This window comes from Streptomyces sp. B1866, assembly GCF_031932565.1.
GTDB lineage: Bacteria > Actinomycetota > Actinomycetes > Streptomycetales > Streptomycetaceae > Streptomyces.
This window is the reverse complement of the sequence record NZ_JAVSCF010000204.1, coordinates 1-11,948: the sequence shown is the minus strand read 5'-3', so window position 1 is coordinate 11,948 and position 11,948 is coordinate 1. Positions and strand designations below refer to the sequence as shown.

Below are 11,948 nucleotides of genomic sequence, written 5' to 3'. Positions count from 1 at the left end.
GGGAGGCCTGGCGCGCGGCCCGCGCGTGGCGGCCGGCGCTGCCCTGGCGCTGGTCCGCGACTGGCTCGCCGACCAGCGGCTGGCCGGCTCCCGCCTGGTGCTCGTGACCGGCGGCGCGGCCGGGCCGGACCCGGGGGACGGCGCGGAGCGGGCCGACCTGCCCGGCGCCGCCGTATGGGGCCTGGTGCGCTCGGCCCAGTCCGAGAACCCCGGCCGCCTGGTCCTGCTCGACCTGCCACCGGGCGCCCGGGCGGCGGCCGTCGCGGGCGCGCTGGCCTCCGGCGAGCCGCAGCTGGCGGTCCGCGGCGGCACGGTCCACGTGCCGCGCCTGGCGCGCGTGCCCGGCGCGGCGTCTCCCGGCGCGGCGTCTCCCGGCGCGGCCTCCCTTGGCGCGTCCGCCGACGCCCCCGCACCGCGCCTGCCGGGCACCGTGCTGGTCACCGGGGGCACCGGCACCCTGGGCCGGCTGCTGGCGCGGCACCTGGTGACCGCGTACGGCACCCGGCACCTGCTGCTGGCCAGCCGCAGCGGGCCGAGGGCCGAGGGCGCGGCCGCGTTCGCCGCGGAGCTGGCCGGGCTGGGCGCGAGCGTCGAGACGGTGGCGTGCGACGTCGGCGACCGGGCGGCCGTCGAGGCGCTGCTGGCGCGCGTCCCGGACGACCGCCCGCTCAGCGCCGTGGTGCACGCGGCGGGCGTGCTGGACGACGGGCTCGTCGGCTCGCTCACCCCCGAACGGCTCGACCGCGTGCTGCGGCCCAAGGCCGACGCCGCGGCGCACCTGCACGAGCTGACCGCCGGCCGCGACCTGGCGGCGTTCGTGCTGTTCTCGTCCGCGTCCGGCACCTTCGGCGGCCTGGGCCAGGCGAACTACGCGGCGGCCAACGCCGTCCTCGACGCGCTGGCCCGCCACCGCCGCGCGGCCGGGCTGCCCGCCACCTCCCTGGCCTGGGGCACCTGGGCACCGGCCAGCGGCATGGCGGCGCTCACCGAGACCGACCTGCGGCGCTCGGCGCGCGGCGGCGTCGTANGCATGGCGGCGCTCACCGAGACCGACCTGCGGCGCTCGGCGCGCGGCGGCGTCGTACCGCTGTCCGCCGAGCAGGGCCTGGCGCTGTTCGACGCCGCGCTCGCCGACCCCGGCCGGCCGGTGCTGGTGCCCGCCCGGCTGGACCCGGAGGCGCTGCGCGCGCAGGCCGAGGCGGCCGGGGCCGAGGTGCCCGGGCTCTTCCGCGGCCTGGTGCGGCCCTCGGTGCGGCGCGCCGCGCGCGGCGGCGTCGACCCGGGGGAGCGGCAGCGGCTCGCCGCCCTGCCGGAGGCCGAGCGGCTGGCCGCGCTGACCGGCCTGGTGCGGGCCCAGACCGCCACCGTCCTGGGCCACGGCTCCGCCGACGCGATCGAACCGGAGACGGGCTTCGCCGACCTCGGCTTCGACTCGCTGACCGCCGTGGAGCTGCGCGGCCGGCTCGCCGCGGCCACCGGCCTGAAGCTGCCGCCCACCCTCGTCTTCGACCACCCCACCCCGGCCGACCTGGCCCGGCGGCTGCACGCCGAGTTCGACGCGGCGCCCGACGGCACGCCGAGCCCGGACCCGGGGACCGGCCCGGCGCCGGCCGGCGGCAGCCTGCTGCCCCTGTTCGCCGCGGCCGTGGACGGCGGGGAGGTGCGCGAGTTCGTCGCGTCGATGGCCGCGCTGTCGCGGTTCCGCCCGCTGTTCGGAGCACCCGGCGGCACGGACGGCACCGGAAGCGCCGGAAGCGCCGGGAACGCTGTGGAGACCCGGGGCACGGAGCACGAGCCCGCGCCGCCGCGCGCCGCGGCCGGGGTGCGGCTGGCGGGCGGCCCGGGCAGCCCGCGCCTGCTGTGCCTCCCCCCGATCATCGGCGTGTCCGGCCCGCACCAGTACGCACGGTTCGCCGCCGCGCTGCGCGGCCTGCGCGAGGTGACGGCCCTGCCGCACCCCGGGTTCCGCGCGGGCGAGCCGGTGGCGCGCACGCCGGCCGCGCTGGCCCGGGCGCACGGCGAGACCGTGCTGCGCCTGGCCGGCGGCGCCCCGTATGCCCTGGTGGGTTACTCCTCCGGCGGATTCGTGGCGCACGCCGTCGCCGCGCATCTGGAAAAAGTAGGTGCAGCACCGGAGCGGATCGTGCTGCTGGACAGCTACCCTCCCGACGAGACGGAGTTGCTGGAGCGGCTCATTCCGGCCGTCATCAGGGGTCTGCGGGAGCGCAGGGACCGGGTGCTCGGCGGGGAGGACGACGCGTGGCTGACCGCCATGGGCCGTTACATGAGCTTCGACTGGACTCCGTCTGCGGTGTCCGCGCCGACGCTCCTGGTACGGTCCAGCGAGCCGCTGGCCGGGCTGCCGGACGGCACCGACTGGCGGGCGGTGTGGAAGCTCCCGCACACCGCCGTGGACGTGCCGGGGGACCACTTCACGATGATGGAAGCCCACGCCGACGCGGCGGCACAGGCGGTCGAGCGATGGCTTCGTACCGGGCACCGGCCCGGGTGACCAGGAGGGCAGCATGGGAAAGGCGCTGTACGAGCTGGGGGAGATCCCGCCGCTGGGCGAGGTGCCCCAGCGGATGTACGCCTCGGTGATCCGCCGCGAGCGCTACGGACGGCCCGTCGACGCCTTCCGCACCGAGGTGGTGGACGTGCCTCCGGTCGGCCGGGGCCAGGTGCTGGTGATGATGATGGCCGCGGGTGTCAACTACAACAACGCGTGGGCCGCGCTCGGCCGCCCGCTGGACGTGATCAAGGCCCGCCAGCGGCGCGGCGAGTGCGAGGACTTCCACATCGGCGGCTCCGACGGCTCGGGCGTGGTGTGGGCCGTCGGCGAGGGCGTCGCCCAGGTGAAGGTCGGCGACGAGGTCGTCCTGTCAGGCTGCCAGTGGGACGAGTCGGCCGCGGACATACGCCTGGGCGCCGACCCCATGACGTCGGTCACCCAGCGGGTGTGGGGCTACGAGTCGAACTTCGGCGCCTTCGCCCAGTTCTCCGTGGTGGACGAGTACCAGTGCCACCCCAAGCCCGCGCGCCTGACCTGGGAGGAGGCCGCCTGCTTCATGGTGACCGGCGCGACCGCCTACCGGCAGCTGTGCGGCTGGCCCCCGCACACCGTGCGGCCCGGCGACCCGGTGCTGATCTGGGGCGGGGCCGGGGGCCTGGGCTCGATGGCCATCCAGATCGTCGACCTGCTCGGCGGGGTGCCGATCGCCGTCGTCTCCAACGAGGAGCGCGGCGAGTACTGCCTGCGGCTCGGCGCCCGGGGCTACCTGCTGCGCGGCGACTACACCCACTGGGGCCGCCTGCCGGACATCGACGACGAGGCCGCCACCAGCGCGTGGACGTCGGAGGTGCGGCGCTTCGGCAAGCGCTTCTGGGAGATCCTGGGCGAGCGCCGCGCGCCGCGGATCGTGCTGGAGCACTCCGGCCAGGACACCATCCCCACGTCCATGTACCTGTGCGACACCGCGGGCATGGTCGTCATCTGCGGGGGCACCACCGGCTACCACGCCGACGTGGACCTGCGCTTCCTGTGGATGCGGCAGAAGCGGCTCCAGGGGTCGCACTTCGCCAACTCCCAGCAGTGCCGGGCCGTGGCCAACCTGGCCGGGACCGGCCGGCTCGACCCGTGCCTGTCGTGGACGGGCACCTTCGAGGAACTGGGCGCGGCGCACCAGATGATGCGGGACAACCAGCACCCGCCCGGCAACATGGCCGTCCTGGTCAACGCCCCCGCGCGCGGCGAGCGGCACGCGGCCGGGCTGGCGTAGCCCCCGGCCGTGCGGGTACGGGCCGCGGCCCGTACCCGCACGCGCCTACCGGGGCGCGGTGAGGCCCGCCAGCGCGCCGGACGCGTCGAGGACGCGCTCGGCGGTGTGCACCGAGTCCACCAGGGGGTGCAGGGCCAGGGCCCGCAGCGCGGCCCGCCGGGCTCCGGCCGCGTCGCCCGCGGCGCCGCGCTCGACCGCCTCGGCGGTGGCCCGCTCCACGGCCTTGAGCTGGAGCATCAGCCCCAGCTGCGCCGGTTCCACGGGGCCGGCGGCCAGCGGGCGGGCGCCGCCGGCGTCGACCAGGCAGGGCACCTCCACCACGGCGTCGGCGTCGAGGCCGGGTACGGCGGCGCGGTTTCGCACGTTGAGGATCAGCGTGGTGCGCTCGCCGCGCGCGATGGCCCGCATCAGGGCCAGGGCCACCCGGTCGTAGCCGCCGCCGTCCAGGTCGCGGGCGTCCCGCTGCCAGCCGCCGCCGGCCGCCCGGGCCTCCGCCAGATAGGTCTCCTCCCGCTCCCGGCGCGCCCGCTCCCAGGCCGCCGGGGCATCGGCGGGCCGGGCGGCCGCCTCGGCGTAGAACCGCCGCTGCTGGTCGCGCAGGAACTCCCCGCGGGTGGCGGCGGCGCCCGCCGCGGCGGCCACCGCCTCGCGGCGGAAGTAGTAGTAGTACAGGTACTCGTTGGGCAGCGCGCCCAGCGCCCGCAGCCACCGCGCGCCGAACAGCCGGCCCTCCTCGAAGGACGCCAGCCGTCCCGCGTCCGCCAGCAGCTCGGGCAGCCGGTCGCGCCCGTCTACCAGCAGCCGCCGCAGCCAGCCGAGGTGGTTCAGCCCGACGTAGTCGTACTGCGCCCGGTCCGGGTCGGCGCCCAGGGCCCGCGCGGCGCGGCGGCACAGTCCGACCGGCGAGTCGCAGATGCCGATCACCCGGTCGCCCAGCACCCGCTGCATCGCCTCGGTGACCAGGCCCGCCGGGTTGGTGAAGTTGATCACCCACGCGTCCGGTGCCACGGCCGCGATGCGCTCGGCGATCCGCACGGCCGCCGGCAGGGTGCGCAGCCCGTACAGCACGCCGCCCGCGCCGGTGGTCTCCTGCCCCAGAACGCCCTCCGCGAGCGGGACGCGCTCGTCGCGGGTCCGCCCGTCCAGGCCGCCGGCCCGGATCGCGGAGAAGACGAAGTCGGCGCCGCGCAGCGCGTCGTCCAGCGCGGTGGCGACGCGCACCGCGGGCGCCGCGGCACCGGCCGGGTGGGCGGCGGCCTGCCCGGCCAGCACGGCGCCGATCGCGTCCAGGCGCGGGCTGTCGGTGTCGTACAGCACCACCTCGGTGACCCGCCCGCTACCGGCTGGCCCGCCGGCCGGCCCGGGGTCCAGTCCCTCGTCCAGCAGGGCCCGGTACACCAGCGGCACCCGGAACCCCCCGCCGCCCAGCACGGTCAGCCTCATGTGTCACAACCTCCCCGTCGGCTGCCTGGCACGCTACCCGTCCGGCGTGCGGGTGGCCTCGCGGCCCAGCCCGGCCACGGCCCGGGCGAAGACGGCGGCGTCCCGGACGGCGGCGCCGCCGGGGTCGTTGTTGAAGTACGCGTACACGTCCGCGCCCGCCGGCCAGGTGTCGCCCACCCGCCGCGCCCAGGTGGCCAGCGCCTGGCGGCCGTAGCGGGGCGGGGGGCTGGCCCGGCCGCCGTGGAAGCGCAGGTAGCCCCACCCGGCGGTGCGCCACAGCGGTCCGGCCGGCCGGGACCCCGCGTCCGCCCAGCACAGGGCCGCGCCCCGCCGCCGCAGGACCTCGCGCACCTCGTCGGTCCACCAGGACGGGTGGCGCGGCTCGACGGCCACGCGCGTGCCGGACGGGAAGCAGCCCAGGCAGGCGTCCAGCAGGGCGGGGTCCGCGGGCAGCGTCGGCGGCAGCTGGAGCAGGACGGGGCCGAGCCGGTCGCCGAGCGCACCGGCGTGGTCCATCAGGCGCCGTACGGGCTCCTCGGGGTCGCGCAGCCGTTTGATGTGGGTGAGGTAGCGGCTGGCCTTGAGGGCCATCACGAAGCCCGGGGGCGTGCGGTCCCGCCAGGCGGCGAACTGCTCGGGCGCGGGCAGCCGGTAGAAGGCGTTGTTGCTCTCGACGGTGGCGAAGCGGCGCGTGTACTCCTCCAGCCACCGCCGCTGCGGGCAGCCGGCCGGGTAGAGGACGTCGCGCCAGTCCCTGTACTGCCACCCGGAGGTTCCGACGAGGACGGTCATGCCGTCGATCCCTGCCCGCCGGGCGCCCGGACGGCACCCGGCCGCGCCCGCGGCCACTCCCGTGGACGCGGCCGACTGGCCGCCGCCGGTTTGCGCGCGGCCCGGGCCTGGGCTTGATTCGGCAGTGACCCGCCGGGCGGCCGCGGCGGGCCGGCGGCGCGGCGTCCCGCGCCGTTCCCCGTCCCCGAGGGGTGGCACGCGATGTTCTTCACCGACCGTACCGACGCCGGGCGGCGCCTGGCCGGGCGCCTGGCGCACCTGCGCGAGGAGCGGCCGGTGGTGCTGGGCCTGCCGCGCGGCGGGGTGCCGGTGGCCTTCGAGGTGGCGCGGGCCCTGCGCGCGCCGCTGGACGTCATCGTCGTCCGCAAGCTCGGCGTCCCCTACCACCGGGAGCTGGCGTTCGGGGCGGTGGGGGAGGGCGGCGTGCGGGTCGTGCACGACGAGATCGTCCGGCTCAGCGCCGCCGACCCGGAGGACCTGGCGCGGGTGGAGCGGGAGGAGCGCGAGGAGCTGGACCGGCAGGTGCGGCGGCTGCGCGGCGACCGGCCGCGGGCCGGCATCGCGGACCGGACCGCGGTCCTGGTGGACGACGGGATGGCCACCGGCGCGACGGCCCGGGCCGCCTGCCGGGTCGCGCGCGCCCAGGGCGCCGCCCGGGTGGTGGTGGCCGTGCCGGTGGCCGCCCCGGAGGCCGCTGCGGCGCTGCGCACCGGCCCGGACCCGGCGGACGAGGTGGTGTGCCTGGACGCGCCCGCCGACTTCCTGGCGGTCGGCGCCTGGTACGGGGACTTCTCCCAGACCAGCGACTCCGAGGTCGTGGACCTGCTGTCCCGGTCGACCGAATCACCCGAATAGGCGCATTCTGGTAGGAGGACGCAGGAGGTGGTCGCGATGGAGACGATCGTGGGATGCGACATCGAGATGGAGTTCCGGGAGCTCGGCCCCCTGACCGAGGCCGTCGTACGGCTGCGGATGCACGACGGCACCGAGATGCTCGCCCAGGGCCGGGCCAACCGGAATCCGGCGGACCCCGCGCAGCCGCGGGTGGGTGAGGAGATCGCGGCGGCGCGGGCGCTGAGCAATCTCGCGCACCGGCTGATCTCGAAGGCGGGCGGCGACATCGAGGAGGTCACCCACGCCAGGGCCCACCTGGTGATGTGACCCCGGCCTGCGGCCTGTGCGGTGGCCGGGCGCGCACACGCGGCCGGCCGGGGGCGCCGCGCGGCGCCCCCGGCCGGATCGCCGGAGCGGAAGACGACGGGTTGCCGTCAGATGGCGACGCCCTTGGCCCGCAGGTAGGCCAGGGGGTCGATGTCGGTGCCGTAGCCCGGGCCGGTGCGCACCTCGAAGTGCAGGTGCGGGCCGGTGACGTTGCCGGTGGCGCCGGACAGGCCGATCTGCTGGCCCGCCGAGACGGTCTGGCCGACCGAGACCGACACCTGGGACAGGTGCGCGTACTGGCTGTACTTGCCGTCGGCGTGCTTGAGCACGACCTGGTTGCCGTACGCGCCGCCCGGGCCGGCCGCGACCACGGTGGCGTCGCCCACGGCCCGCACCTGGGTGCCGGTCGCGACGGGGAAGTCCACGCCGGTGTGGTAGCCGCTGGACCAGTTGCTGCCGGCCACGTGGTAAGCGGTGCCGAGCGCGGCGTTCGCGACCGGGGCCACGAAGCCGGACGCGCTCTTGACGGTGGCGGCCTTCGGCGAGGCGGCCCCGGTGGACGCGCTCTGCTGCGCCGCGGCGGCGGCGGGCTTGGCGTGTGCACCGTGGCCCACGCGCAGCTTCTGACCCGGGAAGATCAGGTTCGGGTCGTCGCCGATGACCTGGCGGTTGGCGTCGTACAGCCGGTGCCAGCCGCCCTTGACGCCGTGCGCGTCGGCGATCTTGGACAGGGTGTCGCCGCTGACCACGGTGTGCGAAGCGCCGGTCCTCGGCGCGGGCGCGGGCGCGGTCTTCTTCGGCGCCTTGGGCGCGGCCTTGGGCGCGCTGGTGGCGGGGGCGCTCTTGGCCTCGGCCGGGGCGGCCTTGGTGGTGGCGCCGTCGGGGTTGATGGCGGGGGCCGGGCCGCCCGCCGTCAGGCCCGCCTTCACCGAGCACACCGGCCAGGCGCCGGGGCCCTGGACCGCGAGCACCTTCTCGGCGATGGCGATCTGCTGGTCCTTGGTGGCCAGGTCGGCGCGCGGCGCGTACTTCGTGCCGCCGAACTCCGACCAGGTGCTCTGGGTGAACTGCAGGCCGCCGTAGAAGCCGTTGCCGGTGTTGATGTGCCAGTTGCCGGTGCTCTCGCACTGCGCGACCTTGTCCCAGGTCGAGACCGAGGCCGCGTGCGCCTGGCCGACTCCGATCAGGGGCAGGGCGACACCGGCGCCGCCTGCGGTCAGCGCCAGCGTGGCGCGCGAGAAACGACGGGTCTTGGGCCGGCGATGACGTCCGCGTGCAGACATAGAAGGTCTTCCTCTCCTACGCCTGCGAGGTGAGCTGTCGGGTTCGGGCAGGAAAGTTGCCCGGCCGCGCGGTGCCCGGTGCCCGTGGGCACCGCGACGCGGCTTCACCCCAAGCCGCACCGCGCCTTGCGCGCGATGCGGCACTTACCTGGGTCCCCCGCTCCTGCCGTGGTGGATGGGTCGTGTTTCCTCCCAGCCGGCGGCAGGACTCGGCGTTCCGGCTCAGGAGGCCCCGCACGGAATGCGGCGGGAGTCGCAAATTAAACACACGGGTTTGAGCGCGACAAGGCAGTGGAATATCGATCAAGGAGATAACGGGAGTGAATTGCCCGCATCATCACGCTGTGCTGTGAATCCTCTCCGGAGCGCAATCCCGGATTGTCTTCCGGGGGGCGTCAACGGCGGCCGGGAGAAAGGGAGTCGCGCGGAGCTGTCTCCGGGTGCTCACGGAAAGTCCGCAAACCGGCCGCGTTATCTGTGATGTGTGTCACCGAATTCAAAATGCCCGTTTTGTGGAGTCGGTGGAGCGTGACCCAGCTCACTGGATTGCGCCGGGAATATCCGCAATCGACCTGAATGACCGGTCCGGCATGGGGTCACCGGTTCCCGGGGAGGGCCGGAAGGAAGGGCCGGAAGGGCGGGGCGGGGGGACGTCCGGGACGGCATGTCCGGGACCGAGCCGGGCACTCGGCGACGAGGGCCGGAACACCGGCCGACGCCGATCCAGGGAGGTTGTCCATGGCGCAGCACACCCGTACGACAACGACCAGGCGGCGGTCACTCGCCGCGTCCGCCCTGCTCGTCGCGGCCGTCGCGGCGGCCGCGGCGTGCGGCACCGACTCCGGGGACGGCGCTCGCGGAGCTGTGGAGACCCCGGGCCTGTCCAGCGGGCTCGCCTCGCACACCGGGCCGGAGGGCACCGGGGAGGGCTCGTCCGCGGCCTCCCGGAGCACGCCGGGCGCGTCCGCGCCCGGCTCCGTCGCGCCGTCGTCCGCTCCCGGTGCCTCCACTGCCCCCGGTGCCTCGTCCGCGCCCTCCGCCCGGCGGATCTGCGCCGCCGGCGATCTGAAACTGTCCTTCGGCCGGGTGGACATCGGCGCCGGGAACATTTACGCGCCGCTGGTGTTCACCAACACCGGAAAGTCCTCCTGCACGCTCACCGGATTCCCCGGCGTTTCCGTGCTGGACTCCTCGGGCAAGGCCATCGGCGCGCCCGCGACCCGCAGCGGCGCCGCGCACGGCACGCTCACCCTGAAATCCGGGGGCAGCGTGCATGCGAGCGTCCACACCGTCAACGAGGGCGTGTCCGGCAAACCGTGCCGGCCGGCCGCCTCGACGATCCGCGCCTATCCGCCGGATTCCAGGCAGGCGTTGACGGCGCCGGTGCGCTCTTTCCGGGTGTGCGGCGGCGTGTTCGACGTGAGCGCGGTCGAACCGGGAACACGCCCCTGACCCCGCTTCCCGGCGAACCCCGGCGGCGTTCCGCCGGGTTGGCGGCGGGCCGCCGCTGCGCCGCGTGCCCCGCGCCGTCGCCCGCGCCGGGCCGCCGCCCGCGCACCACGCGCGGGCGGCTTGCGCAGGGAGAGCGTGAACCCCCTGTGGCGGGCGGGAAGTTGACGGTCCGACAGGTCGTGACGGCCGTGTCCGGAAGGGAGCCTTCCGGCCGTGCCCCCTCTTTCCCAACCATTCTTGAATGAGCCACCATGGACCGGGGCGCCTCGTCAGAGCCGACACGCGGCGTCCGGAGGGGGGACGATCGTCATGGAGCGAGCCGCCACCGAGGTCGAGACGGAGCTTCTGGACCTGTCCGCGGTGTCACTCGACGCGCTCGACGGCCACCCGGGGCTGGCCGTGGCCGTCGACCGCCTCCTCGGCATCGCGCAGTCTCCGCCGCTGTCGATCAACGCCGTCGAGGAGGAGGATTGTTGACCGAGCCGGGCGGCCGCGCCGCGGCCTCCGTGCCCCAGGGCCGTACGCAGGCGCCGCCCCCGCCGACCGTCCCCGCCCCGCGGCGGCCCGGCGCGGGTCACCTCCACCGGCTGTCCGCGGCGAGCTTCGCCGACCTCGCGAGCGGATCCGGCGACGCGCGGGCTGTGGCCGAGCTGAGCGCGGGCCAGCGCAGCCGGGCCGTGCTGCTGCTGCGCGGGCTGGTCGACCTGGCCGCTGCCGACCCGCGCGCTGCCGGCCCGCTGCCGCCCGCCGACGAGGCGTGGCGGCTGCTCGCCCGCGCCGAGCGGCGCTCGGCACCCAGCGCGACGGCCCTGCTGGTGCACCCGCAGGTCGGCACCTGGCTCGTCCGGTGCCTGCGCCGGCTGCGCGGCCAGGAGACCGGCGACCTGCCGCTGTGGCGCGAGGTCGGCCACGTGCACGCCACCGCCGCGTCGGCCGCCGTCCTCGCGGGCATCGACTTCCACGCCCGGGTCCCGGTGCGCGACGGGGGCGTGATGCTGCCCGCGCTCGGCTTCGCCGACCTGCGCGCCCACGGCGCCGAGACCGCCCAGGTCTTCCGGGAGCGCGGCGGCGCGGCGACCGTGGTGGCCGGGGCGCGCACGGTGCGGCTGCCGCCCGACCCGGCCCGCGACGCCGCGGGCTGGCTCGCCCTGCGGCGGCTGCGCGCGCAGGCCGGCGGGTACGCGTGCGAGCCGTACCTGGACGACCTGGACCCCTACCGCGACTTCCTGCGCCCGCGCGGGCCGCAGCGGCTCACCGAGCGGGGGGCCGAGGCGTGGCAGGAGGAGTTCGCCCGCGCCTGGCAGCTGCTCGCCGAGCAGGAGCACGTGCACCCGGGCGGGATCGGCGCGAGCCTGCGCTCCCTGGTCCCGGTGCCCTACACGGCCCCGCACGAGCCGTTCAGCGCCTCCTCTCCCGAGGCGTACGGCAGCGCGCTGCTGGGCCGCCCCACCGATCCCGTGTCGCTCGCCGCCTCCCTCGTCCACGAGGCCCAGCACGTCAAGCTCGGCGCGCTCATGGACCTGGTGCCACTGGTCCGCGGCGGCCGGGAGAAGGTCCACCACGCGCCGTGGCGGCCGGACCCCCGGCCGCTGCTCGGCCTGCTCCAGGGCGTGTACGCGTTCCTGGGCGTGACCGGGTTCTGGCAGGCGCGCCGGGAGGCCGCCGCGGCCGGCACGGCCGCCGCCGACACCGCCGCCTTCGAGTTCGCGCTGCGCCGCGCGCAGACGGCGGCGGGCGTTCGCACCCTGCGCGCGCACGCCGACCTCACCGCCCTGGGGGACGCGTTCCTGTCCGGCGTCGAGCGGCAGCTCGCCCGGTGGCACGCGCGCGCCGTGCCGGACGGGCCGCTGCGCACCGCGCTGGAGCTGGTCACCGACCACCGGATCGTCTACCGCATGCACCACCTGAGTCCGGACCCGCGGCAGAGCGCCCGCTGGGCGCGCGCGTGGCGGCGCGGCGAGCCCCCGCCCGGCGCCCCGCCCGGTACGTCCGTCCGCGCCGTCCGGGCGCGCCCCCCGGCCCGCCTGGCGCTGGCCCG

Annotated in this window: 9 protein-coding genes, 1 pseudogene and 1 riboswitch; of the genes and pseudogenes, 7 read left to right on the top strand and 3 right to left on the bottom strand. The window is 76.7% G+C overall.

All coding sequences use genetic code 11. From position 1 onward, the window contains the following. Together RKE29_RS22555 and ccrA are read left to right on the top strand one after the other, a co-directional pair. Positions 1-2,512: type I polyketide synthase (locus RKE29_RS22555; protein WP_312007385.1), on the top strand; the 2,512-nt coding region annotated here is incomplete at its 5' end. 13 nt (positions 2,513-2,525) lie between these two features. Continuing rightward, entirely contained in the window at positions 2,526-3,779 is a 1,254-nt protein-coding gene (ccrA, locus tag RKE29_RS22550) for a crotonyl-CoA carboxylase/reductase (protein WP_312007384.1), read from the top strand. A gap of 45 nt (positions 3,780-3,824) precedes the next feature. Here ccrA and RKE29_RS22545 read toward each other — a convergent pair whose 3' ends face one another. Then, positions 3,825-5,222 carry a 6-phospho-beta-glucosidase gene (locus RKE29_RS22545; RefSeq protein ID WP_312007383.1) on the bottom strand — a complete coding sequence of 466 codons (1,398 nt, stop codon included), beginning with the start codon at positions 5,220-5,222 and terminating at the stop codon, positions 3,825-3,827. A 33-nt stretch (positions 5,223-5,255) separates the two neighbouring features. Then, positions 5,256-6,014, bottom strand: a complete 759-nt coding sequence (locus RKE29_RS22540) for a DUF72 domain-containing protein (protein WP_312007382.1) — start codon at positions 6,012-6,014, stop codon at positions 5,256-5,258. Positions 6,015-6,215: 201 nt separating this feature from the next. Here RKE29_RS22540 and RKE29_RS22535 point away from each other — a divergent pair. Together RKE29_RS22535 and RKE29_RS22530 are read left to right on the top strand one after the other, a co-directional pair. Continuing rightward, a pseudogene (locus RKE29_RS22535) lies at positions 6,216-6,851 on the top strand (phosphoribosyltransferase); the annotation flags it as partial. 54 nt (positions 6,852-6,905) lie between these two features. Further along, complete coding sequence (locus tag RKE29_RS22530) at positions 6,906-7,175, top strand: DUF1876 domain-containing protein (protein ID WP_312007381.1); 270 nt, start codon at positions 6,906-6,908, stop codon at positions 7,173-7,175. A gap of 107 nt (positions 7,176-7,282) precedes the next feature. Here the strand turns inward: RKE29_RS22530 and RKE29_RS22525 are convergent, their stop codons facing one another. After that, entirely contained in the window at positions 7,283-8,458 is a 1,176-nt protein-coding gene (locus RKE29_RS22525) for a transglycosylase family protein (RefSeq protein ID WP_312007380.1), read from the bottom strand. A 6-nt stretch (positions 8,459-8,464) separates the two neighbouring features. Next, positions 8,465-8,651, bottom strand: a riboswitch (cyclic di-AMP (ydaO/yuaA leader). Positions 8,652-9,196: 545 nt separating this feature from the next. Here RKE29_RS22525 and RKE29_RS22520 point away from each other — a divergent pair. The 3 genes from RKE29_RS22520 to RKE29_RS22510 all read left to right on the top strand — a co-directional run. After that, the gene (locus RKE29_RS22520) at positions 9,197-9,910 is read left to right on the top strand and encodes a DUF4232 domain-containing protein (protein WP_312007379.1); all 714 of its coding nucleotides are present in this window, start codon (positions 9,197-9,199) and stop codon (positions 9,908-9,910) included. 309 nt (positions 9,911-10,219) lie between these two features. Then, entirely contained in the window at positions 10,220-10,387 is a 168-nt protein-coding gene (locus RKE29_RS22515) for a hypothetical protein (RefSeq protein ID WP_312007378.1), read from the top strand. Beyond that, positions 10,384-11,948, top strand: a 1,565-nt coding sequence (locus RKE29_RS22510; protein ID WP_312007377.1) for an HEXXH motif domain-containing protein, incomplete at its 3' end; no start/stop codon positions are given. The genes RKE29_RS22515 and RKE29_RS22510, both read left to right, overlap by 4 nt.

What these genes read in the sequence shown, in the direction of transcription:
- RKE29_RS22525 (WP_312007380.1), bottom strand. Translation starts at nt 8,458, where the DNA reads ATGTCTGCACGCGGACGTCATCGCCGGCCCAAGACCCGTCGTTTCTCG.
- RKE29_RS22520 (WP_312007379.1), top strand. Translation starts at nt 9,197, where the DNA reads ATGGCGCAGCACACCCGTACGACAACGACCAGGCGGCGGTCACTCGCC.
- ccrA (WP_312007384.1), top strand. Translation starts at nt 2,526, where the DNA reads ATGGGAAAGGCGCTGTACGAGCTGGGGGAGATCCCGCCGCTGGGCGAG.
- RKE29_RS22530 (WP_312007381.1), top strand. Translation starts at nt 6,906, where the DNA reads ATGGAGACGATCGTGGGATGCGACATCGAGATGGAGTTCCGGGAGCTC.
- RKE29_RS22540 (WP_312007382.1), bottom strand. Translation starts at nt 6,014, where the DNA reads ATGACCGTCCTCGTCGGAACCTCCGGGTGGCAGTACAGGGACTGGCGC.
- RKE29_RS22545 (WP_312007383.1), bottom strand. Translation starts at nt 5,222, where the DNA reads ATGAGGCTGACCGTGCTGGGCGGCGGGGGGTTCCGGGTGCCGCTGGTG.
- RKE29_RS22515 (WP_312007378.1), top strand. Translation starts at nt 10,220, where the DNA reads ATGGAGCGAGCCGCCACCGAGGTCGAGACGGAGCTTCTGGACCTGTCC.